We start from the raw sequence: 22,453 nt of genomic DNA on the forward strand, positions 1-22,453 counted from the left end.
CTGCGCCGCCGTTCACCGGTCGTCGGGGGAGCCGATCACCGCGGGAACGACCAGCGGCAGTTCCCCGACCACCTCGGTGCCCACGCCGGCGGCACTCAGAAGACGCGTGGGGGAGCGGTGCTCGTCGTCCACGGCGCCGCGGGTGGGCATCGCGGGGATCATTCCTCCGGTCGCCGATGGCCTCCCGGCCGGGGCCGCTGCTGGCGTCGCGGGTGAACCTCCACCGGAACTCGACACCGCGGAGATCGGCGCGGTCCCGAGAAGAGGTGTGGCCCCGAGGGCGCTTCCTGCTGCGGCATGACCGACGGTCACCCCGGCGGAGACCGTTCCGGCCGCTGCCGTCACGCCGACGCCGGACGTCGCGATGGTGGCGGCGTGAGCAGTGGGCACTGTGGCCGCGTACGCGGTGGGAACGGTGGTGGCGGGAGCAGCAGTGGTGAACGGGGCGGCGGCACTCGACGCCACTTCCGTCGCGGCGCCGGTGAGCGTGCGCACTTCGTGTGCGCCCGCCGACGCCACCGGCGGGGGGATGGGAACGGGCGTGGTCAGGGCGGTCATCGCTGCGGTGTGCACTGCGAGTTCACCCCGTGTCCGCGCTACGACGGCCAGGGCGGCCTGAAGATGTTGGGCGGCCGAGGCCAGTAAGGCGGCCTGCCCCGGGGGTGTCGCCAGAGCGGGTGCGGCCGCGACTGCACTGGTGATGAACGACTGTGCGATGCCGGTCAATTCGACATTGCCGCGTTCGACGCTCGCGGTGGCGGCCCGCGTGACGTCGCCGATCCGGTCGCCCCGTTCGGCCAGTTCGACTGTGGCCTGCTGGGCGCGCACGCCGTGGCCGGCGGCCTCGTCGGCGGTCGCGCCCTCCCAGCACTCCGGAAGTGCGTGCAGCGCACTGCGTCCGAGAGCGGTCGCCGCGTCGAGCAAGCGCGAGCCCTGATGCAGGAACGCCGCGGGATCCAGGGAGTCGAGAACGCCGGTGCCGAACATCGCGCCGAGTTCGGTCAGCGGTCGCACGATCGCGTCGAGGTCGGGTAGAGCGGGTACCGGAATCGATTCGAGCAGTTCCACGATCGAGTTCGGCTCGGGGGGAGACAGGCCGGGCTCGAGGAGAACCGGCTCCGGCAGCGCGGGCAGCGGGGCGTCCAGGACCGGCCCGATCGGCGATGCGCGGAGCGCGTCGAGGACGGTCGGTGAGGTGGCCGGCGCTGCCGTGCCGTCTGCGACCGATCCCCGCATCACAGCCCTTCCGCAGCGTATGCAAGAGCCGAAGCTGTTCCGGTATCGGCGGTTTCGTAACCCGCCGCAGCTTCGAGTGCTGCGGCGCCGTTGGACGCGTAGGCCGCCGAGAGCCGGGCGACGGCGTGCGTGTGTTCGGACTGCGCGGCTGCGAAAGCCGCGAGGAATTCTCCGCCGATCACTCCCAGCGCCGGACTCAGCGCGGAAATGTTGGCCTGGAGGTCGAGTGCCCCCGCCTGTGCGACGTGTTCGGCCGCGCGAAGATTCGTGGCCCCGAACGCTCGAATTCCGTCGGGCACCACCCGGATTCTCGCATCGTGGAACAAACCGCTCATCGAACCCCCCTCGAAGATCAGTGTGGCGAGCACTGTAACTCGAGGGAAGTAGTGGGACCAGTGGGGCGTCGCCTGCCTGTGGACAACGTCATCCGAATCGGCGGTGCATTCTTTGCACCATGGATGCATCGCCGCTCGAGCACATCCGAAGGCGGGATCGGTTGACAGGAATTAGCACATATGTTCGACTTCTGGCATGCGGTGGGCGGCTCAGGTTGTGGATGCTGACGAGGGAGCCCTGCCCGGTCTCGAGCGGGCCGGGCTCGTCCGCAGTGTCCGGACCCCCGACTTCGAGGGCATCACCTTCCACGAGGTGCTGTGCAAGAGCGCCCTGAACAGGACGCCGGAGGTATCCCGTCTTCCGTTCCGGTACACCGTCAACACCTTCCGCGGGTGCAGCCACGCCTGCCGGTACTGTTTCGCGCGACCGACACACGAATACCTCGATCTCGATGCCGGCCACGACTTCGACTCGCAGGTGATCGTCAAGACCAACGTCGCGGCCGTCCTCCGGCGCGAGCTCGCGCGGCGGTCATGGACGAGGGAGCATGTCGCGCTCGGTACCAACACCGATCCCTACCAGCGGGCAGAGGGTCGTTATCGGCTGATGCCGGGCGTCATCCGAGCATTCACCGAATCCGGTACCCCGTTCTCGATCCTCACGAAGGGCACCCTCCTTCGCCGGGACCTGCCCCTGCTGTCCCTCGCGGCGCGGCAGGTCGGCGTTTCGGTCGCAGTCTCGCTCCCGATCGGCGATCCGGAACTCGCCGCGCAGATCGAGCCCGGTACGCCGTCGCCGAAAGCGCGTCTCGATCTCGTGAGGGCCGTCGTCGGCGCCGGATTGCCGTGTCACGTGATGGTCGCGCCTGTGCTGCCCTGTCTCACCGACTCGCGGCAGCACCTCGGCGAACTGTTCGACTCGATTGCTGCAGCCGGTGCGTCGGGAGCGACCGTCATCCCCCTGCATCTGCGCGGATCGACGCGCGGCTGGTTCATGTCGTGGCTGGCCCAGCAGCATCCTGCCTTGGTGCGACGTTATCGGCGGTTGTACGGGCGAGGCGCATATGTCGCTGCCGAGTACTCGCAGTGGCTGAACGAGAGGGTGGCTCCGCTTCTCGAACGCCACTGCCTGTCGGCACGGGAATCCGTGCTTCGCGATGCGGGCGGTGCACGTCCTGCGAACGACCGGGCTTCGGAAACGGAGCCGGCTCTCACCTTGTTCTGATCCTCATGCGGGGATCACTGCGGGTATGCGAGCCGGAACTTCTCGAGCGCGATGCGCGAATCCTCGGGAACGGGGCGCGATCCTCCTTGGGCCGCGGTGCTCACATCCACCGAATCGGCGAGTGCGACGCACCTGTCGCGCTGGAACAGTGCCGAACCGATCACGAGCGATGACGTGCCGATGTGGTGCACGCCCGTAGCAATGACGATCTCGTGGGGATAGAACACCTCGGCCAGGAAATTGATCTCGATCTTCGCGAGTACCGCCCGCTCGAACGGGTGCCTGCCGTCGAGAGCCGACGAGACGGCCTCCATCACCAGTACCCGCGCCTGTTCGAAGTACCTCGCGATGGAGACGTTGTTGATGTGCCCGAGTGCGTCGGTATCACCGAAAAGCGGGGTGATCGTGCGCCGCACCGGATACAGGTCGAGCGAGGTGCGTCGTGGGTCGTAGCGCATCGGTGTACCGCCTCGGGAAGTCGTGAATGTGACCCGGTCAACATATCGATGTGGTGGTGCCGGAAACGTCGGGAGGGGGTGCGGACCGCGATCTAGGAGGCGGGCGTCGGCCGGCGAGCGTCGAGCATGCGACTGCGCATGCGGTCGAAGGCATCGGTCATGGACGAGATGTCTTCGGGCGAGAGCAGGTCGAACATGTTCTCGCGGACGGCCTCGACGTGACCGGGACCGGCTGCCGCCAGCTTCGCGAAGCCGGTTTCGGTCAGTTCTGCCCACGCGCCACGCCGATCCGATTCGCATTCCACACGTCGTACCCAGCCCGCGTTCTCCATGCGGGAGACCGCCCGGGTGATGCCGCTGCGGGTCGTGGTGCTGGCGTCCGCGAGGTCGCGCATCCGCATCCTTCGTTCGGGCGCCTCGGACAGCAGGACCAGGATCTCGAAGTCGGTGAAGGAGATGTCGGAATCCCGCAACAGCTGCTTGTCGAGACTCTGGATCAGCAGGCGGCTCGCTTCCAGATAGGCGCGCCACAGCCGCTGTTCGTCATCGTCCAACCACTTCACGTCTTCCATGACGCCCAGTGTACCCGCATTAGTTGACTGAGCAATCAAATGTGCCACACTGGAGGACAAGGCCCGCGACAACCGAGAGGACTCGACCGGCATGAGCAACACAGACAGTCGGCCCGACGAGATCCACTGCCGGACGGAGGGCCTTCCCGCCGGGAACGCCCGCCGTCCCCTGGTGGAGATCATCACCGCACGCGAGGTTCCCCTCGGCGGTCCCCGGGCGATGTCCGTCCGCCGAACGCTTCCGCAGCGGCAGCGTTCGCTCATCGGGGCGTGGTGTTTCGTCGACCATTACGGCCCCGACGACGTCACCCGGACCGGGGGGATGGATGTCGCGCCGCACCCGCACACCGGGCTGCAGACGGTGTCGTGGCTCTTCACGGGTGAGATCGAACACCGGGACAGTCACGGTGTGCATGCCCTGGTGAAGCCGGGGGAGGTGAACCTCATGACCGGGGGTCACGGAATCTGCCATTCCGAGGTCTCCACCCCGACGACGAGCACGCTGCACGGCGTGCAGCTGTGGGTGGCTCTGCCCGACGCGCACCGCGATGCGCCTCGTGACTTCCAGCATCACGTACCGCCCGTCGTTGCGATGCCGGGAGCTGCAGTCAGGGTCTTTCTCGGTTCGCTCGCGGGCCGGAGTTCTCCTGTGGAGACCTACACGCCGCTCCTCGGGGCGGAGATCGTTCTCGAGCCTGCTGCGACCATCACCCTCGACGTCGATCACTCCTTCGAGCACGGGGTGCTCGTCGACACCGGCGCGGTCGCGTTGTTCGACGCCGTGCTCGAACGTTCCACGCTCGGTTGTATCGGAACCGGCGTGCCCGCACTCGAACTGACCAACACGACCGACGAACCGGCGCGCGTCGTCCTGCTCGGCGGAACACCGTTCGGTGAGGAGATCGTGATGTGGTGGAACTTCGTCGGCCGTGACCACGACGAAATCGTCGCCTTCCGGGACGAGTGGGAGCGCGAGTCGGACAGGTTCGGCAGTGTCGCAGGCTATACCGGCAAGGTCGATCGCCTCCCGGCACCGCCTCTACCCCACGCGCGCATCCGTCCGCGTCGCAACCCACCCACCACAGATCCGACCCGCCAGACAGAGGACCTCTCATGATTACCGCACCCGATCTCGACGTCCGCCGCGCGAACGACCGCCTCCACACGAAGATCGACTGGCTCGATTCCCGGCACTCCTTCTCGTTCGGTCACCACTACGACCCCGAGAACACGCATTTCGGCATGCTCATGGTCAACAACGACGACATCGTCCGTCCCGGAGCCGGATTCGACACCCACCCGCACCGCGACATGGAGATCGTCACGTGGGTGCTCCGAGGCTCGCTCGTGCACCAGGATTCGACCGGGCATTCCGGGGTGATCTATCCCGGACTCGCACAGCGAATGAGCGCGGGGACCGGGATCCTCCATTCCGAGAAGAACGACTCGTGGCGGCATTCCGGCGCCACCGGCGCATATGCCACCGAGCACGACGAGCCGGTGCGTTTCGTCCAGATGTGGGTGCTGCCCGACGAGCCGGGTGTCGACCCCGGATACGAGCAACTCGAGATCGACGACGAACTACTCTCCGGCGGGCTCGTGCCGGTCGCATCGGGTATGAATGCCTACGCCGACCATTCCGCTGTCCGCATCCGCAACAAGTACGCGGCGATGCACGTCGCACGGATGCAACCTGCTCGTCCCGTGGCGTTGCCGGATGCCCCCTTCCTGCACGTGTTCGTCGCCCGCGGCGAAGCCGTGCTCGAGGGGGCCGGTCACCTCGCGGAAGGAGACGCGGTGCGCATCACCGGCGGTGGCGGCCGGCAGATCACCACGGCGTCCGGCGCGGAGATCATCGTCTGGGAGATGCACGCCACCCTCGGCCGTTCCTGAACGGCCGACCGAACGCGAGACGACGACACAGGGCCGTCCCGGACATTCCGGGACGGCCCTGCCGGTCGTGTGCCTGGATGTCCGCGTCAGGCCGCAGCGCCGCTGATCGGCAACAGCCGGTCCAGCACGTCCGAGAGCGTGATCAACCCGACGATCCGGTCGTCCGACGTCACGGTCACCAGATGATTCCTGGTCTCCCGCATCGTGGTCAGTGCCTCGTAGACCGGCGTCGCGGCGTCGATCGTCAACGCCGGACGCATCAGTTCGGCCGCGGTGATTCCGGGCGCGGCGTTCAGGCTGTCCCGAACGTGCACAACTCCCAGGACATGCCCGCCGGCACGCACGAGCAGCCGCAGATGCCCTGTGCGGTCGGCGGTCTCGCGGATCTGCGCACCGGTCGACGTCGGCTCGACGCTGCTCGGTTCGGCTCGGGGAGTGACGATGTCTCCGAGGGTGAGGGTCTCCAGCTCCAAAGCGCTGCTCAGATGCCCGTGATAGCGCTCGTCGAGCGTGCCGACCGTCGCCGAGTGCTCGACGAGGTGGCGCAAGGCGTCGGGATCCTGGCCTTCGGCGACCTGATCGACCGGGTCCACTCCGAGCTTCCTCAGGCACCAGTTCGCCATGTGGTTCAGTCGGACGAGCAGCGGCCGGGTCACCCACATGAACGCGCGCATCGGGAGCGCCAGCATCGTGGCCGATTTCTCCGGATGGGCGATGGCCCACGACTTCGGCGCCATCTCACCGACGACGAGATGGAGGAACGTCACGACGATCAGGGCGAGGATGAAGCCGACCACGTCTGCGAGCCACAGGGGTGCCCCCCAGGACTCGAACACCGGCGTGAGCCAGTGGTGCACCGCAGGCTTCGTCGTCGCCCCGAGTGCGAGCGTGCACACCGTGATGCCGAGCTGGGATCCCGCGAGTAGGACCGACAGCTCGGATGCGCTGCGCAGGGCTGCGCGGGCCGAGCGGCTCGACGGCGCGGCATCCTCGAGCCTGTGCCGCCGGGCCGCGATGAGCGCGAACTCGACCGCGACGAAGAAGGCGCTGGCGGCGATCAGGGCAATCGTCACCACTGCGACCACGAGGGGACTACTCATCGCCGGTCACCTCGCCGGTCAGGACGGACAGGCGTACGGATGACGGTACGTGCTTGTCGATTTCACGTACTTCGGCCACGAGAATCCGGTGCGTCGGCCCCTCCTGATGCACGAGTTCGGCCGGGTCCGGATCCAGTGCCACCCGGACGGTGTCGCCCACCTCTGGGAGCCCACCGAACTCGGTGATCACCAGACCCGCGAGCGTCTCGTAGTCACCTTCCGGAAGATCGTGGTCGAGGGTGCGGGCCACTTCATCGATGTGGGCGTCGCCTCGGACGAGCCAACCGTCGCCGTCCGGGCGGATGACCTCGGTGGCCACCGCTGGGTCGTGCTCGTCGGCGATCTCGCCGACCAGTTCCTCCGCGATGTCCTCGAGTGTCACGACACCGGCGAAACCGCCGTACTCGTCGATCACCAGCGCCATCTCGTCGCCGGCCCGGGTCAGTTCGGTGAGGACCTCCGGAAGTGTGAGCGTCGCCGGCACGATCACCGGTGGTCGGCAGACGGTCGCGGCCGTGCCCGCCGGAGTGTTCGGGCCGAGCAGGTCGTGCAGATGCACGACACCGCGCAGATCGTCGGAAGAGGTACCCACCACCGGATACCGTGTATGGCCTTTGCTCATCCTGTCGAGGATCGCGGTGACCGGATCGTCCAACTCGACGACGTCGACTCGCGAACGCGGAATCATTGCGTGTTCGGCTGTCCGGGTGGGGAACTCGAGGATCCGGTCGAGCAGGGTGGACAGTTCCGGAGGGAGTTCGCCGGCCTCGCGGGACGCGGCGACGATGTGCTCCAGGTCGCGCGGTGTGGCGGAGTGCTCGACGTCGTGTACCGGTTCGATGCGCAGGGCACGCAGAAGGAGGTTCGACGACGCGTCGAACAGCCGGATCAGCCAGCCGAACAGGGCGAGATATGCGCTTGTCGACAGTGCCAGCCATCGGGCGACCGGTTCGGGGCGGGCGATGGCGAGGTTCTTGGGGACGAGTTCTCCGAAGACCATCTGGACGACTGTCGAGAACAGCACGGCGAGCACCGTGCCGACCGCGATACCCACGGTGGTGGGGATGCCGACGCCGCCGAGCAGTTGACCGAGCCCGCTACCGATCAGCGGTTCGGCAACGTAGCCGACGAGCAGGCCGGTGACCGTGATGCCGAGCTGAGCGCCCGAGAGCATGAAGGATGTGCGGCGGGTGACTGAGAGTGCGCGGGCAGCGGCCGTGTCGCCTGACTCGGCCCTTGCCTTGAGGCGAGAGCGGTCCACCGCCATGTACGCAAACTCTTGTGCGACGAAGTAGCCGGTCAGTGCGGTGATGGCAAGGACGACAAGGATGCCGAGGCCGATTCCGAGCGCGGTCAGCATCTGCGGGACCGGGCGTGGGGGACGAGGAGGTCGTCACCACGGGGCGGGGCGGGTCTTCGAGGTTTTCGTTTGGGGCGTTTCATGACTCCCTCGGGGGTCGGAACGATCGGGGCACTCACAGGATAGGACGGAGGGGGAGAGACGGAAGTTCCACCTGCCCTGGTGGGCTATGGTCACGAGATCGTCTCCGATCACTGAACAATGAGTGGATTGCCCGCTTCGGGTATTCCGAACTTATTGCGACATATCCGGCCCGTTGATCGAATGACAATCTACGTTTTGCCCGGTAGAAGAATTTTGTGGTGCGGATTACGCTCTTCGCGCTGCGTCTGGGTCGAATTCGGGTAACAATTGGTGCGCTGTCGACACGTGTCGACACAATTCTGTTGTAGTTCTGTGAGGGGAGAAACACATGCCTGCACTCGAGTTCCTTGTCGACTTCTTCGGCAACGTGACCGACCTGTTCAGCGTGCTGAACTTCTTCACCGGCTCCGCTGACGCGGCCGGCGAAGCGTTCGGCAGCAGCCAGGTCTGAGCCTGAGCGACTTCGAGGGGCCCGCGGGTAATGCCCGCGGGCCTTCTTCGTGCCCGGAGAAACCGACGTTTGGGTCCGAACGACCACGGCTACCCGGCGAGTGCAATTCGCACCATCCAACGCACACAACGTTCGGTGAGAGGACGCGAATCATGGCATCCCATTCTCCACAGCACACCCGGGGTTCGATGACTGCAACTCCGGTCCAGACCGCCTCTCTCGTGGTGGGCGCGGTCTTTCTTCTTGTCGGCATCCTGGGCTTCATCCCGGGTGTCACGTCCGACTACAGCCAACTCTCTGGCGCGGGCCATCATTCCGAGGCCATGCTTCTGGGGATCTTCCAGGTCTCGATCCTGCACAACATCGTGCACCTGCTGTTCGGTGTCCTGGGCCTCGCCGCGGCTCGGGCCGTCTCCACGGCCAGAAGCTTCTTGATCATCGGCGGTGCCGTCTACCTCGTGCTCTGGCTCTACGGCCTGATCATCGACCCGGACAGCAGCGCCAACTTCGTGCCCGTGAACTCCGCGGACAACTGGCTGCACTTCGTCCTGGGCGTCGTCATGATCGCGCTCGGTGTGGTCTTGACGCGCACACGAGCCGGCACGGGGGCCGTACGTCCCTGAGGTCCACCCGCCCGCTCACCATCAGTGCCCCTGCTGTCGAACAGGGCAGGGGAAGGTGCTCGCATCGCCGTGTCCGGTCGGCCGCTCAGGGGTATTCACCAGGTACGCATCTCGAGGAGGAATGATGAACGACGTTCGACCGCTGGCGCTGGTAACCGGCGCTTCCCGAGGCATCGGGCGGGAATTGGCGGCGCTGTTCGCGGCCGACGGATACGATCTCGTGCTGGCGGGTCGATCGGACGCTCTGGACTCGGTTGCCGCCGATCTGCAGGCTACCGGTGTGGCAGTGTCGCCGGTCCACGCAGATCTGCGTACCCTTGAAGGTGTTCGGGCGGTCCACGAAGCCGCTGTGGCCGGCGGGCGCGTACCGGCTGCCGCTGCGCTCAATGCCGGAGTCGGGGTCGGCGGGGCCTTCGTCGATGCCGACCTCGAGGACCTGCTCTCGGTTGTCGATGTCGATGTGCGTTCGACGGTGCATCTGGCGCATCTGCTGCTGAACGACATGGTGCGCGCGGGATCGGGTCGAATGCTGATCACGTCGTCGGTCGTGTCGAAGATGCCGGGGCCTTACCAAGCCGTGTACAACGCGTCCAAGGCCTTCGTGCAGTCCTTCGCCGACGGTATCCGGAAGGAACTCGAAGGTACCGGAGTCACCGTCACCTCGATGTTGCCCGGTGCCACCGATACCGACTTCTTCGCTCGGGCAGGGATGCTCGACACACTGCTCGGGAAGGGCCCCAAGGACGACCCCGCGCACGTCGCAAGGGACGGATACGCTGCGCTCATGCGCGGTGAGCGGAAGGTGGTGCCGGGCTCTGTGCTCGCGAAGTCGATAGCCGCCTTCGCGACGATGGCGCCCGACGCCGTCACCTCGGCCGTCCACCGGGTCCTTGCGAAGCCGCGATCAGGGGGATGATGCGCGAGCGGGGTTCTTGTCAGACGAATTTCTGCCGTGCCGCCGGGCGAGCGGGATGGTCGTAGCGCACGAGTATGTCCGGGTCCGTATCGACATGCTCGAGGAGTGCATCGATGGTCCAGTGATCCTCGGTGCGCGTTTGCCTTTCGAGTGCGCCTCGGGACATCGTCAGCACAACGGAGACGTCGAAGTCGAGGCCGCGGCCGAGGAGCATCGGACCGGCGACGAGAAGGATCTGATCGTCCGCAGCCGGGTGCAGGACTGCGCGTGCCGAACGGTCCGTGCCCTCATCCCACAGACGAGGCAGCCATCGGCCGTGTTCACGTAGCCCGCGCAAGACCTCCCTATCCAGTGCGGCGTAGTCGAACCATTCGTGCCGGTAACTGTCAGGATCGGTTCGTCCGTGCTCGAGCCGGAGGGAGGCAGGGCGGACGAAATCGTGGAGCGCGACGACATCCGAAGCGCGACCCCGAATCCTCAACTCCGTCGCGACCTGCTGCGCGAAAGTCATGGGGTCTGCGGCATCCGGCGCGCTCACGGCGACGCACACGCGTCCGCCGAGGGATGCCGCCCGATCGGCGACGGCGACGACCAGCGCCTCGGGGTCGACAGGACTGAACGACGGCATGGCTTGTCGTTCACGACCTTCCGCTGTCGGAACTCACCAGGACTCGTCGTCCCCGTCCGGCGCCGGTGTATCGAGGAGCCGATCGAGCCAGAGCACCGCCTCGATCAGCGCTTCCATCTGGGAGGCCCAGTCCATGGTGAAGACCACCTCGTCGAGATCGCTGCGGACCGCAACGGAGTCGCCGGCAAGCGCATCGACGACGGCTCTCAACACGGTGCTCTCCGGTTGTGGAAGCTCCTCCGGCCGGACGTGCCGGCCACTCTCGGTCCGGATGGTCAGCTCGAACGTCTCGCCCTCGTGTACCTGCGGTCCGATCTTGTCGACGACAACGTCGGCGATGGACGAGACCGTCCACCTCAGCACACCCCCGTAGAGCGGAGGAGTCGGTGGGGAAGCCGAGTCCGAACCGGAGTTCGACACCAGCGCCGCGACCTCTTCGGTCAGTTCGCTGTAGCCGTTCTCGTGTGCGAGTGCGAGAAGGCGTCCTCCCATGACGGCGTCGCTGCGGGGGTCTCCGGCTGGTTCCTCGGACATGGACAACGAATGCCCGGATGTGTACCGCATCACACATGCCGATGATCACTCATGTGAAACGACTGAATGCCGAGTGGTGAGGTAAGTCACAATAGAACGCTACTCTTGGGGGTATGAACCACATCTCCACTGGTCCGAAAGATGTCACGGTCGGCGTCGGGGACACGATCGAAGTACATGTTCCCGAAGGCACCTCTCGGGAGGTGTGCTGGTCGACCTCGCGGATCGGGAAAGGGCTCGTCCTGCACGACGTGCGGTTCGTGCCGTCGAAGAATCCGCTGCCCGGGGCGACCGGCGAACGGGTCTTCTACTTCAAAGCGCGCCGGCCCGGCACCTGGCCGATCTCCCTGCGTATGCGCCGGCATGAGGATCTGTGTGCCGCGCGCGCGAACATGACCGTCACGGTGGCATAACGGCTTCTCCGTGCCGTCTCCTCGCATCGGCCGCAGGGTCTCAGGGCAGCGCCGGCGGATTGTCGAGATCGCGTGCCGAATAGGTGTCGCACGCGTCGATCCGGCCGGTGCGATATCCCGTGAGGAACCATGCCTGTCGCTGCTCGGACGATCCGTGCGTCCAGCCCTCCGGGTTCACCCGGCCGGTCGCGGCCTCCTGGATCCGGTCGTCGCCGACCGCGGATGCGGCAGAGAGGGCGTCGCGGATGTCTTCATCCCCGAGCGGCATCAGGAAGGGCTCGCCCGTCGCGGGATCGGGCAACTTGTCGGCGTGGAAGGCCCACACGCCCGCATAGCAGTCGGCCTGCAGTTCGGTACGCACCGCACCGGATTCGGGGCCGCGCGGATCCGCCTGCGCACGCCCGAGGTCGCCGAGTTGGTTCTGCAGATGGTGTCCGAACTCGTGGGCGACGACATACTCCTGCGCGAGCGGACCGCCGCTGGCTCCGAACCGTGTTTCGAGTTCCCGGAAGAAGCTCGTATCGAAGTACGCGGTCCGGTCCGCGGGACAGTAGAAGGGGCCGATCTCGCTCGTCGCGTTACCGCATCCGGTGGATGTCGCCGAGGTGAAGAGCGCGACCTCGGGCCGTTCGTAGGCGACTCCGGTCTGGGCGGCGAACTGCTGCTCCCACACCGAGTCCAGCGAGCCGACGGTATAGAGAACTCGGCAGTCGATATTCGAGTTCGCTGCGGCACCGCCGATCTCGCACTCGTCGAGGGTGCTCTCCGCCTGCGGGTCACCCGAGCTGTCGGGGACCCCCGAGCCGAGAAGCGACGACGGGTCACCACCGATGAGCAGTACGAGGACGACCAGAATCAGGCCACCCGCCCCGCCGCCCAGCGCCATCTTGCCGCCGCGACCGCCGCCTCCGGTGCGGACGCGACCCGCATCCATCCGCGCGCCCTCGTTGAACGTCATCGTTCCCGCTTTCTGTCCGCAGTGCTCGAGCGGCACAAGCTTGGCACGACCGGGAGGGGACGGGTGTCCTCGGCCGGGCCGTGTCTTTCGTAGGATTACAGCCGACGAACCCGTCGCTGATCGTTTCGAAAGGAATTCCGTGCTGCGCACCCATCTGGCCGGCTCGTTGCGAGCCGAGCACGCCGAGCAGACTGTCACCCTCACCGGTTGGGTTGCCCGGCGTCGCGATCACGGCGGGGTCATCTTCATCGACCTGCGCGACGCCTCGGGGGTCGCTCAGGTGGTATTCCGCAATCCCGATGTCCTCGAGCAGGCGCACCGGCTGCGCGCCGAGTACTGCGTGCGGATCACCGGAAAGGTGGAGGTCCGGCCCGAGGGTAACCAGAACTTCGAGATCCCGACCGGCGCGATCGAGGTCGACGCATCCGAACTCGAGGTTCTCAACGAGGCTGCCCCGCTGCCGTTCCAGCTCGACGATCAGGTCGGCGAGGAGACCCGCCTGAAGTACCGCTATCTGGATCTGCGCCGCGAGCAACCGGGCAAGGCCATCCGGTTGCGCAGCAGGGTCAACGCCGCGGCTCGCGCCGTGCTCGCCCATCACGAATTCGTCGAGGTCGAGACCCCGACCCTGACCCGCTCGACGCCCGAGGGCGCCCGCGACTTCCTCGTCCCGGCCCGGCTGCAGCCCGGCAAGTTCTACGCACTTCCCCAGTCTCCGCAGTTGTTCAAGCAGTTGCTCATGACCGGTGGTATCGAGCGCTACTACCAGATCGCGCGCTGCTACCGCGACGAGGACTTCCGAGCCGACCGTCAGCCGGAGTTCACCCAGCTCGACATCGAGATGGCATTCGTCAGCCAGGACGACGTCATCCTGCTCGCCGAGGAGGTGCTGCACGCAGTGTGGCGCCTGGTGGGCTACGAACTCGAGACCCCGATCCCGAGGATGACCTACGCGGAGGCGATGCGCCGCTTCGGCACCGACAAGCCCGACTTGCGATTCGGCATCGAACTCGTCGAGTGCAAGGAGTTCTTCAAGGACACAACCTTCCGGGTCTTCCAGGCAGAGTACGTGGGTGCCGTCGTCATGCCCGGGGGCGCGAGCCAGCCGCGTCGTCAGCTCGACGCATGGCAGGAGTGGGCCAAGCAGCGCGGTGCCAAGGGGCTCGCGTACGTGCTCGTCGGTGAGGACGGAACGCTCAGCGGACCGGTCGCGAAGAACCTGACCGACGCCGAACGTGACGGTCTCGCCGAGCACGTGGGGGCCGAGCCCGGCGACTGCATCTTCTTCGCCGCCGGGGCCACCAAGCAGATGCGCGCCCTGCTCGGCGCCGCGCGCGACGAGATCGCCCGCAAGCTCGATCTCATCGACCCCGATGCTTGGGCGTTCGTGTGGATCGTCGACGCGCCCTTGTTCGAGCCGGCGGCCGACGCGACCGCCAGCGGCGACGTGGCGCTCGGCCACTCCGCCTGGACGGCGGTGCACCACGCGTTCACCTCACCCAAGCCCGAATACATGGACACCTTCGACACCGATCCCGGCTCCGCCCTCGCGTACGCCTACGACATCGTGTGCAACGGCAACGAGATCGGCGGCGGTTCGATCCGTATCCATCGTCCGGACATCCAGGAGCGGGTGTTCAAGGTGATGGGCATCTCGGAGGAGGAGGCGAACGAGAAGTTCGGCTTCCTGCTCGAGGCGTTCAAGTACGGCGCACCCCCGCACGGCGGCATCGCCTTCGGCTGGGATCGGATCACCGCGCTCCTCGCCGGTGTGGACTCGATTCGCGAGGTCATCGCGTTCCCCAAGTCCGGTGGCGGTGTCGACCCGTTGACCGATGCTCCGGGAGAGATCACTCCGGCGCAGCGCAAGGAGACCGGTATCGACTTCGTGCCGGAGCCTGCCCCCAAGTCCTGATCGGGAGTCGTCCGTGCCCGAGGTCGCGGTGCCGTGTCTCGACGGCACCGCGACCTCGGCATGTGCACGAGTGGTGGTGCCGGTGTGCGAAGGTTTGTGTGGACCGGCCTCGGGTACTCCGTCTGTCCGGCGCCACAGGGGCGGCGGATCGAGGAGGTATCGATGCCCGACGCACGTGTGATCGTCTACAAGCCGCTCGCTCTCGCAGCAAGCGTAGGAGGCGGCATTCTCGCCGGGGCCGTGTTCAACCAGGTGTGGAAGAAGGTCGGCAGCAGTGACGAACGGCCGGAACCCCAGGATCTGTCGCAGCGCACCCGCGATGTGCTCGTTGCGGCGGCTCTCCAGGGACTGATCTTCGGCGTCGTGAAGGCGGCTGTGGACCGGGGGACGGCCCGCGGTTTCCAGAAGGTCACGCACGTCTCGCCGGAATAGTCTTTCGTGTCCCGACCGTGACCCGCGGTGCGAGATCGGACGGAGAGCGGATGTGAGGGGCGACACGCCCGGAAGATCTGCGAATCTTTCGTACGAAGCGGACAAAAGGAGCAGGTGAGGCGGCCGCGCGTGAAGAAGGTCCCGGTAGATCCGAGTCCTGTGGACAACCTCCCCGTGACTCACAACCTGTAGATTGAGTAGTGATGACCGCAACATTGGCAGACCCCGTGTCCGAAGTGGTACACGCCGCCGAAGCGCTGCTCACGCGCCGTACCGGTGCCACGGTGACTCTCACCGATCCCGTGGATCTCGGCGGCAGTGGCCGTTCGGTGGTCGTACGGGTACGGGTGGCATCCAATCCGTTCTCCCTGCCTCGCACTCTCGTTCTCAAGCAGGTGCCGCCCTCCCGCGGCGCGGGTCACGTGGACTTTCGCGGTTCCGAGACCGACGAGCAGGTCGCCTTCCTGCGCGAAGCGGTTTCCTACCAGTTCACGACCGCGCTGGCGAAGGACCACCGGCCCGGTGCCGAATTGCTCGCCTACGATTTCGATGCCAGGTTGCTGGTGCTCAGCGACCTCGGTGACGCAACGACGATGGCGGAGGTGCTGCGCAACAGCGCCGAGGCTGCCGGCAACACGCTCATGGCGCTGGCGCAAGCTCTGGGACGTATGCATGCCGCGACCGTCGGCCGCGAGGAGGACTTCGCGGCGCTGCTGCGTCGCGCCGACGTCGCCAGAGTGGCCGATGCCGTATCGCAGCAGGCCCTCGATGCCGTCCGCGGCGTGCCCGAACTGCTCGAGGCGGACTTCGGCCTGTCGGTGCCCGAGTCGGTGCGCGAGCGCGCCGAACGTGCTTCCAAGCTCTTCACCGGCGGACGTTTCCGCGCGTTCAGTCCCTCCGATCTATGTCCCGACAACATCGTGGTCGGCGACGAAGGCGTGCAGTTCCTCGACTACGAGTGGGGCGGTTTCCGCGACGCGACGCTCGACATCGCGTACGCACTCAGTTCCTTCCCGCTGTGCCTGTGCTCGGTACCGCTTTCCGTCGACCGCATCCGTGCGATGGCCGACGCGTGGCGGGCCGAGGTCGTGGCCATGTGGCCGCAACTGGCCTACGACGAGGTGCTCGAAGAACGACTGCTCGACGCCCTCCTCGCGTGCATATGGTTGAGCACGCATCTGTTCCTTCCCGAGGACCACGCGCGTATTGCATCGGTACGGGAGCACGGATTGTCGGTCGCTCGCATTCCGGCGCTGCGCGCCCGCTGGTCGCTGCTCGCGGAGTTCGCCGCCGAAACCGGGCACGACGACGTCGCCGCACACGCAGGCGATGTGCTCGCCCACCTCGGGGACCGTGTCGCCGGTTAGTTCTCCAACGGAGGGGCGGGTTCGATCCTCGTGGCACCATCTGCCACTCGGTATCCCGCGACGCGCCGCGCGCCCGTGTTCGGATCCGCACGTTCGCCGATGAAGAACCACTCCATCTGCGTCGCATCGGGAGTCACGTCGAGCACCCCGTAGCCATGCGAATCGAGTTCGATGAACCGGACGTGACGATTGGTCGCGGTCGCCGTCGCCTCCAGCGCGGGCGACGCGCTCCTCGGCGGCACACCGAGCAGCTCGTCGATGTTCGCCGACGTCACCGACGGCACCACGAACTCTGTCGCGACGGTGCCCGCACCCGGATAGGCGGCGGCGTCGACGGGCACGTCCATCGCCCACGAGGTGTGAATGTCGCCCGTGAGGAAGACGACGTTCCGTAGACCGGCCGCCGTGATCGTGTCGAGCAGCCGTCGGCGGTCGGCCGTGTAACCGTCCCACTGGTCGGTGTTGAACGGCAGGCCTCCGGCCGGCACTCCGATGAGCTCGGTCAGTGCGCCGGTGGTCCGTGGATCGAAGGGTGGCAGCAGGATCGGCGAGAACATCACCGAATTACCGATCAGCTGCCACCGCGTGGGGGAGGTCGTCAGGCCGGCGGTGAGCCAGTCCATCTGTTCCCGGCCGGTCATCGTGCGCCCAGGATCGTCGACCCGGCGTCCCGCTCCGAAGATCTGCTGTGAGCGATAGCTGCGCAGGTCCAGCATCGAAAGCTCGGCGAGCCCGCCGAACCGCAGCCGGCGGTAGAGGCGTCCGCCGTTCATGCGGACCGGTATCCATTCGTCGTAGGCCTGCACGGATGCCGCTTTACGTCGTGCCCAGTCGCCCTCGACGAGTGGATCGTGGTTCTCCGCCCCGCCTGCCCACGAGTCGTTCGCCGACTCGTGATCGTCCCACACCACGATCCACGGCACCTTCGCGTGCAAGGCCCGAAGATCCGGATCGGTCTTGTACTGGGCGTGCCGGATGCGATAGTCGGCCAGGCTCACGATCTCGTGCGCCGGCAGATGCGAACGGACGGCCCGGTCACCGGCGACGGGAAACCTCCCGGCCGCGTATTCGTACAGATAGTCGCCGAGGTGCAGCACGGCGTCGAGATCGTCGCGCGCCGCGAGATGACGGTAGGCGGAGAAGAACCCGCCTTCCCAGTCCGAACACGACACGACCCCGAACCGGAGACGCCCGACCGAGGCGCCGGGCGCAGGCGCCGTGCGTGTCCTGCCCGTCGGTGAGACGGTCCCGGCGGCGCGAAAGCGATAGAAGTAGGTCGCGCCTGGCGCGAGGCCGCGTACGTCCACCTTCACGGTGTGATCGGATGTCGCTCTCGCCGTCACCGTGCCGCTCGAGACGACCGCGTCGAAGTCGCTGCTGCGGGCGAGTTCCCAGGTCACCGGAACGTCGGGTCCCGCCCCCGAACCGGGCGTGGCCTCCGGAGTCGGTGTCACGCGCGTCCACAGGATCACTCCGTCGGGCAGCGGATCGCCCGAGGCCACTCCATGGGCGAACACCACGGGGGATGCGTGCGCTGCGGGGGACATCGAAGTGAAGGCTGCAACACCGGCGACGAGCGACGAACGGAGCACGGTACGGCGAGACACATGATCGGCAGACCCTGTCGTGGCCACGGCTATGATCCGACCACAAAGTCGGACATTCGTCCCGGAATTCGCCATACCTGCCGGGAACCGGACGTCGGGCCGAGCTTGTAGCGTCGAGGGCGTGAGTGATCTTTTCGGGGCGAACGACCAGTCCGCCGAACCGGACGCCTTGTTCGAAGCGCCGCGCGAACCCGAAGCCGACGTCGAGCCGGAGCTCCGCCGGGCCTTCGGTGTACCCGGCGGCACGAACGCCCTGCCGTCCGCCACCGGGGCAACTGCGCCGCTCGCTGCGCGGATGCGGCCCGCGAGTCTCGACGAGGTGGTCGGACAGCAGCATCTGCTCGAACCGGGTGCGCCGTTGCGCCGTCTCGTCGAAGGATCGGGTGCTGCATCGGTGGTGCTCTACGGCCCACCCGGAACCGGGAAGACGACCCTGGCGTCACTGATCTCCGGGGCGACAGGACGCCGGTTCGAAGCGCTGTCCGCTCTCTCCGCAGGAGTCAAGGACGTGCGGGCTGTCATCGATCTCGCCCGGCGGCGGCTCACCCACGGCGAACAGACGGTGCTGTTCATCGACGAGGTCCACCGGTTCTCGAAGACCCAGCAGGACGCTCTGCTGGCGGCGGTCGAGAACCGCATCGTGCTGCTCGTCGCCGCCACGACGGAGAACCCGTCGTTCTCGGTCGTGGCGCCGTTGCTGTCCCGGTCCCTCGTGCTGCAACTGCAACCGCTCGGCCCCGGCGACATCCGCTCCCTGCTCGAACGCGCCCGGACCGACACGCGCGGACTCGCCGGTGCCGTGGAGATCACCGACGACGCCCTCGATCACCTCGTACGCCTCGCCGGCGGCGACGCCCGCCGTGCCCTCACGGCCCTCGAGGCATCTGCCGACACCGCCCTTGCCAGGTCGGGCGACGGCGAGGCGATCATCGACCTCGCGACGGTCGAGTCGAGCATCGACGAGGCAGCCGTCCGCTACGACCGCGACGGCGACCAGCACTACGACGTCGCGAGTGCATTCATCAAGTCCCTGCGGGGCTCCGACGTCGACGCCGCGCTGCATTACCTGGCGCGGATGATCGTTGCGGGGGAGGACCCGCGCTTCATCGCGCGCCGCCTGATGATCCAGGCGAGCGAGGAGGTGGGCATGGCCGACCCCACCGCACTGCAGACGGCGGTCGCGGCGGCGCAGGTGGTGCAGCAGGTCGGGATGCCCGAAGCTCAGCTGGCTCTCGCTCAGGCCACCATCCACATCGCGACCGCCCCCAAATCCGGGGCCGTCACCGCGGCGCTCGGCGCGGCGATCGCCGACGTCAGAGCAGGCAAGGCAGGTCCGGTACCGGCCCACCTGCGTGACGGCCACTATCAGGGGGCGCAGAAGCTCGGCAATGCGATCGGCTACAAGTACCCCCACTCGCATCCGGACGGCGTACTCGCGCAGCAGTACGCGCCGGACGAGCTGGTCGGCGTCGACTACTACGAGCCGACCGGGCGCGGGGTGGAACGGGAGTTGTCGGCACGCCTGCCCAAGCTGCGGCGCATCGTGCGCGGCGAGCGATGACCGCCGTAGGGCAGGCGCCGGGGACGGCGCGATAAGCTGAAGAACGGCCGATCGACCGGATCGACCGCCCGTCCGGGCAGTTCCACATCATCGCCAGACCACAAAGGACCATCGACGTGCAGACCCACGAGATCCGCAGGCGCTTTCTCGATCACTTCGTGAAGGCGGGACACACCGAGGTGCCGAGTGCGTCGCTGATCCTCGCCGATCCCAACCTGCTGTTCGTCAACGCCGGCATGGTCCCCTTCGTGCCCTACTTCCTCGGTCAGCAGACCCCGCCGTACTCGCGCGCCACATCGGTGCAGAAATGTGTGCGCACCCTCGACATCGAGGAAGTCGGCAAGACCACACGGCACAACACCTTCTTCCAGATGGCCGGCAACTTCTCGTTCGGCGACTACTTCAAGGAAGAGGCCATCACCTTCGCATGGTCGCTGCTCACCTCCTCCGTCGACGAGGGTGGTTACGGCATCGATCCCGAGAAACTCTGGGCGACGGTCTATCTCGACGACGACGAGGCCTACTCGATCTGGCGCGACGTGGTGGGTGTGCCCGAGGAGCGCATCCAGCGGCGTGGCATGAAGGACAACTACTGGTCGATGGGCATCCCGGGTCCCTGCGGGCCGTGTTCGGAGATCTTCTACGACCGCGGTCCCGACTACGGCGTCGACGGCGGCCCGGAGGCCGACGAGGACCGCTACATCGAGATCTGGAATCTCGTCTTCATGCAGAACGAGCGCGGCGAGGGCGGCGCAAAGGACGACTATCCGATCCTCGGCCCGCTGCCGAAGAAGAACATCGACACCGGCATGGGCGTCGAGCGTGTCGCCTTCCTCCTCCAGGGCGTCGAGAACGTCTACGAGACCGACCTGCTGCGTCCCGTGATCGACAAGGCCGCCGAACTGACCGGTGCGGTCTACGGCGCCGGCCACGAGGACGACGTGCGCTTCCGCGTCATCGCGGACCACGCCCGCACAGCGGCGATGCTCATCGTCGACGGCGTCAATCCCGGAAACGACGGTCGTGGCTACGTGCTGCGCCGGTTGCTGCGCCGCATCGTGCGCTCGGCGCGTCTGCTCGGCGCCGACAAGCCCACGATGCGAGAGTTCATGGCGGTCGTGCGAGACACGATGGCCCCGTCCTATCCCGAACTCGCCACCGAGTTCTCCCGTATCGAAACGGTCGCGGTGGGCGAGGAGACGGCATTCCTCAAGACGCTCGGTACCGGTAGCAAGCTGTTCGAAGGTGCCGTCGAGACGGTGAAGTCGCAGGGTAAGAGTGTGCTCGGCGGCACCGAGGCGTTCACCCTCCACGACACCTACGGCTTCCCCATCGACCTGACCCTCGAGATGGCCTCCGAAGCCGGTCTGACCGTCGACGAGGAAGGTTTCCGCTCGCTCATGGCCGAGCAGCGGCAGCGCGCCAAGGACGATGCCCGCGCGCGCAAGCACGCGCACGCCGACCTGACGGTCTACAAGGAGCTGCTCGACCGCGGGCCCACCGAGTTCACGGGCTTCAGCGAACTGGTCTCCGAAGCCCACGTACTCGCCGTCATCACCGGTGGTGAGCGTCTGCACGCTGCGAGTGCAGGCCAGGATGTCGAATTGATCCTCGACCGCAGCCCTCTCTACGCGGAGTCCGGCGGCCAGATCGCCGACATCGGCAGCATCACCGGGCCGGGTCTGAAGATCAAGGTCAACGACGTCCAGAAGATCGCGAAGCAGCTGTGGACCCACAAGGTCACCGTGCTCGAAGGTCAGGTCGTCGAAGGCGATGCGGTGCTCGTCCAGGTGGATCCGGAATGGCGGAAGGGTGCCACCCAAGGGCACTCGGGTACCCACCTCGTGCACGCAGCCCTGCGGGAGGTGCTCGGACCCAACGCGGTACAGGCAGGCTCGCTCAACAAGCCCGGATACCTGCGGTTCGACTTCTCCTGGCCCGGTGCGCTGTCCGAGCAGCAGAAGCAGGACATCGAAGGGGTGACCAACGAGGCTGTGGCGGCGAACTATCCCGTCAACACGTTCGTCACCGATCTCGACAAGGCCAAGAAGATGGGTGCGATGGCCCTCTTCGGCGAGAACTACGGCGACGAGGTGCGGGTCGTCGAGATCGGCGGACCGTTCTCGATGGAATTGTGCGGTGGCACGCACGTGCAGCACTCCTCGCACGTCGGCACCGTCACGCTCCTCGGCGAACAGTCGATCGGCTCGGGTGTGCGTCGCGTGGAGGCGTACGTCGGCCTCGACTCCTACCGGCACCTGGCGAAGGAACGCGCCCTGCTCGCAGGGCTGTCTTCGACACTGAAGGTTCCGTCCGAAGAGGTGCCCGGTCGTGTCGAGGCACTGCTCGACCGGCTCAAGGCCGCGGAGAAGGAACTCGAGAAGACCCGGGCGGCGAACGTCGCGGCTGCCGCCGGTACGTACGCGGCGAAGGCGCAGCGCGTCGGTGACGTGCTCGTCGTCGCCGAGTCGGCTCCGCAGGGCGTTGCCGGCAACGATCTGCGCACGCTCGCTGCGGACATCCGCGGCCGACTCGGCACCGAACCCGCCGTGGTGCTGCTGCTCGGTGACGCCGACGGCAAGGTGCCCTTCGTCGTCGCGACCACCAAGACCGCGCAGGACAAGGGCATCAAGGCCGGCGAACTCGTCGCAAGCTTCGGCTCCGCGATCGGTGGCCGAGGTGGTGGCAAGCCGGACATGGCCCAGGGCTCGGGTTCGGATCCTGCGGGAATCCCGGCTGCGCTCGACGCGTTCCGGGCCCGTCTGAACGAGCTGGCCGGCTGAGC

The 22,453-nt window shown here is 66.9% G+C and carries 22 protein-coding genes; 12 read left to right on the forward strand and 10 right to left on the reverse strand.

Features of this window, described 5'->3' with window-relative positions; genetic code table 11:
• Positions 1 to 12: 12 nt before the first annotated feature.
• Positions 13 to 1,236 carry a hypothetical protein gene (locus tag ABZ789_RS01805; RefSeq protein ID WP_358418019.1) on the reverse strand — a complete coding sequence of 408 codons (1,224 nt, stop codon included), beginning with the start codon at positions 1,234 to 1,236 and terminating at the stop codon, positions 13 to 15.
• On the reverse strand, positions 1,236 to 1,571 hold the full coding sequence (locus ABZ789_RS01810) for a type VII secretion target (RefSeq protein WP_358418021.1): 336 nt from the start codon (positions 1,569 to 1,571) through the stop codon (positions 1,236 to 1,238). Before ABZ789_RS01810 ends, ABZ789_RS01805 begins: the two co-directional genes overlap by 1 nt.
• A 196-nt stretch (positions 1,572 to 1,767) precedes the next feature.
• On the opposite strand from ABZ789_RS01810, the gene ABZ789_RS01815 reads away from it, so the two are divergent.
• Entirely contained in the window at positions 1,768 to 2,796 is a 1,029-nt protein-coding gene (locus ABZ789_RS01815) for an Rv2578c family radical SAM protein (RefSeq protein WP_358418024.1), read from the forward strand.
• A 14-nt stretch (positions 2,797 to 2,810) separates the two neighbouring features.
• Here the strand turns inward: ABZ789_RS01815 and ABZ789_RS01820 are convergent, their stop codons facing one another.
• Positions 2,811 to 3,254, reverse strand: a complete 444-nt coding sequence (locus ABZ789_RS01820; RefSeq protein WP_358418027.1) for an acyl-CoA thioesterase — start codon at positions 3,252 to 3,254, stop codon at positions 2,811 to 2,813.
• 92 nt (positions 3,255 to 3,346) lie between these two features.
• Positions 3,347 to 3,826: a MarR family transcriptional regulator gene (locus ABZ789_RS01825; RefSeq protein ID WP_358418029.1), complete on the reverse strand. Its 480-nt coding sequence runs from the start codon at positions 3,824 to 3,826 to the stop codon at positions 3,347 to 3,349.
• A 91-nt stretch (positions 3,827 to 3,917) separates the two neighbouring features.
• Between ABZ789_RS01825 and ABZ789_RS01830 the strand changes: the two genes are divergently transcribed.
• Together ABZ789_RS01830 and ABZ789_RS01835 are read left to right on the forward strand one after the other, a co-directional pair.
• Entirely contained in the window at positions 3,918 to 4,943 is a 1,026-nt protein-coding gene (locus ABZ789_RS01830) for a pirin family protein (protein WP_358418032.1), read from the forward strand.
• Positions 4,940 to 5,719, forward strand: a complete 780-nt coding sequence (locus ABZ789_RS01835) for a pirin family protein (protein WP_358418035.1) — start codon at positions 4,940 to 4,942, stop codon at positions 5,717 to 5,719. Before ABZ789_RS01830 ends, ABZ789_RS01835 begins: the two co-directional genes overlap by 4 nt.
• A gap of 86 nt (positions 5,720 to 5,805) precedes the next feature.
• Here the strand turns inward: ABZ789_RS01835 and ABZ789_RS01840 are convergent, their stop codons facing one another.
• Together ABZ789_RS01840 and ABZ789_RS01845 are read right to left on the reverse strand one after the other, a co-directional pair.
• Entirely contained in the window at positions 5,806 to 6,819 is a 1,014-nt protein-coding gene (locus ABZ789_RS01840; protein ID WP_358418038.1) for a hemolysin family protein, read from the reverse strand.
• Positions 6,812 to 8,179 (reverse strand): hemolysin family protein, encoded by a 1,368-nt coding sequence (locus tag ABZ789_RS01845; RefSeq protein ID WP_358418041.1) that lies wholly within the window; start codon positions 8,177 to 8,179, stop codon positions 6,812 to 6,814. Before ABZ789_RS01845 ends, ABZ789_RS01840 begins: the two co-directional genes overlap by 8 nt.
• A gap of 412 nt (positions 8,180 to 8,591) precedes the next feature.
• Between ABZ789_RS01845 and ABZ789_RS01850 the strand changes: the two genes are divergently transcribed.
• The 3 genes from ABZ789_RS01850 (at position 8,592) to ABZ789_RS01860 (ending at position 10,253) form a co-directional block, all read left to right on the forward strand.
• Positions 8,592 to 8,714, forward strand: coding sequence for a hypothetical protein (locus ABZ789_RS01850; RefSeq protein WP_358418044.1), 123 nt, complete (start codon positions 8,592 to 8,594; stop codon positions 8,712 to 8,714).
• A gap of 188 nt (positions 8,715 to 8,902) precedes the next feature.
• Positions 8,903 to 9,337: a DUF4383 domain-containing protein gene (locus ABZ789_RS01855; protein WP_358418047.1), complete on the forward strand. Its 435-nt coding sequence runs from the start codon at positions 8,903 to 8,905 to the stop codon at positions 9,335 to 9,337.
• A gap of 124 nt (positions 9,338 to 9,461) precedes the next feature.
• Positions 9,462 to 10,253, forward strand: a complete 792-nt coding sequence (locus tag ABZ789_RS01860; RefSeq protein ID WP_358418050.1) for an SDR family NAD(P)-dependent oxidoreductase — start codon at positions 9,462 to 9,464, stop codon at positions 10,251 to 10,253.
• Between the two features lie 19 nt (positions 10,254 to 10,272).
• Here the strand turns inward: ABZ789_RS01860 and ABZ789_RS01865 are convergent, their stop codons facing one another.
• Both ABZ789_RS01865 and ABZ789_RS01870 read right to left on the reverse strand, forming a co-directional pair.
• Positions 10,273 to 10,881: a hypothetical protein gene (locus tag ABZ789_RS01865; protein ID WP_358418053.1), complete on the reverse strand. Its 609-nt coding sequence runs from the start codon at positions 10,879 to 10,881 to the stop codon at positions 10,273 to 10,275.
• Between the two features lie 33 nt (positions 10,882 to 10,914).
• Positions 10,915 to 11,415, reverse strand: coding sequence for a hypothetical protein (locus tag ABZ789_RS01870; protein WP_358418056.1), 501 nt, complete (start codon positions 11,413 to 11,415; stop codon positions 10,915 to 10,917).
• 113 nt (positions 11,416 to 11,528) lie between these two features.
• On the opposite strand from ABZ789_RS01870, the gene ABZ789_RS01875 reads away from it, so the two are divergent.
• Positions 11,529 to 11,828 carry a protease inhibitor I42 family protein gene (locus tag ABZ789_RS01875; RefSeq protein WP_358418059.1) on the forward strand — a complete coding sequence of 100 codons (300 nt, stop codon included), beginning with the start codon at positions 11,529 to 11,531 and terminating at the stop codon, positions 11,826 to 11,828.
• Positions 11,829 to 11,868: 40 nt separating this feature from the next.
• Here ABZ789_RS01875 and ABZ789_RS01880 read toward each other — a convergent pair whose 3' ends face one another.
• A complete protein-coding gene (locus ABZ789_RS01880) occupies positions 11,869 to 12,786 on the reverse strand; it encodes a neutral zinc metallopeptidase (RefSeq protein WP_358418062.1) in 918 nt (305 codons plus the stop codon).
• A 139-nt stretch (positions 12,787 to 12,925) separates the two neighbouring features.
• Between ABZ789_RS01880 and aspS the strand changes: the two genes are divergently transcribed.
• The 3 genes from aspS (at position 12,926) to ABZ789_RS01895 (ending at position 16,500) form a co-directional block, all read left to right on the forward strand.
• Complete coding sequence (gene aspS, locus ABZ789_RS01885) at positions 12,926 to 14,701, forward strand: aspartate--tRNA ligase (protein WP_358418065.1); 1,776 nt, start codon at positions 12,926 to 12,928, stop codon at positions 14,699 to 14,701.
• A gap of 162 nt (positions 14,702 to 14,863) precedes the next feature.
• The gene (locus ABZ789_RS01890; protein WP_358418068.1) at positions 14,864 to 15,133 is read left to right on the forward strand and encodes a DUF4235 domain-containing protein; all 270 of its coding nucleotides are present in this window, start codon (positions 14,864 to 14,866) and stop codon (positions 15,131 to 15,133) included.
• A gap of 203 nt (positions 15,134 to 15,336) precedes the next feature.
• Positions 15,337 to 16,500, forward strand: coding sequence for a kinase (locus ABZ789_RS01895; RefSeq protein ID WP_358418070.1), 1,164 nt, complete (start codon positions 15,337 to 15,339; stop codon positions 16,498 to 16,500).
• Here ABZ789_RS01895 and ABZ789_RS01900 read toward each other — a convergent pair.
• Positions 16,497 to 18,134, reverse strand: a complete 1,638-nt coding sequence (locus ABZ789_RS01900) for an alkaline phosphatase D family protein (RefSeq protein WP_358418073.1) — start codon at positions 18,132 to 18,134, stop codon at positions 16,497 to 16,499. The genes ABZ789_RS01895 and ABZ789_RS01900 overlap by 4 nt on opposite strands.
• A 94-nt stretch (positions 18,135 to 18,228) precedes the next feature.
• Between ABZ789_RS01900 and ABZ789_RS01905 the strand changes: the two genes are divergently transcribed.
• Together ABZ789_RS01905 and alaS are read left to right on the forward strand one after the other, a co-directional pair.
• On the forward strand, positions 18,229 to 19,668 hold the full coding sequence (locus ABZ789_RS01905) for a replication-associated recombination protein A (protein ID WP_358418076.1): 1,440 nt from the start codon (positions 18,229 to 18,231) through the stop codon (positions 19,666 to 19,668).
• 116 nt (positions 19,669 to 19,784) lie between these two features.
• Positions 19,785 to 22,451: an alanine--tRNA ligase gene (gene alaS, locus ABZ789_RS01910; RefSeq protein WP_358418079.1), complete on the forward strand. Its 2,667-nt coding sequence runs from the start codon at positions 19,785 to 19,787 to the stop codon at positions 22,449 to 22,451.
• Positions 22,452 to 22,453 lie beyond the last annotated feature (2 nt).

Origin of the sequence: Rhodococcus sp. NPDC047139, assembly GCF_040643435.1 — a bacterium.
GTDB lineage: Bacteria > Actinomycetota > Actinomycetes > Mycobacteriales > Mycobacteriaceae > Rhodococcus.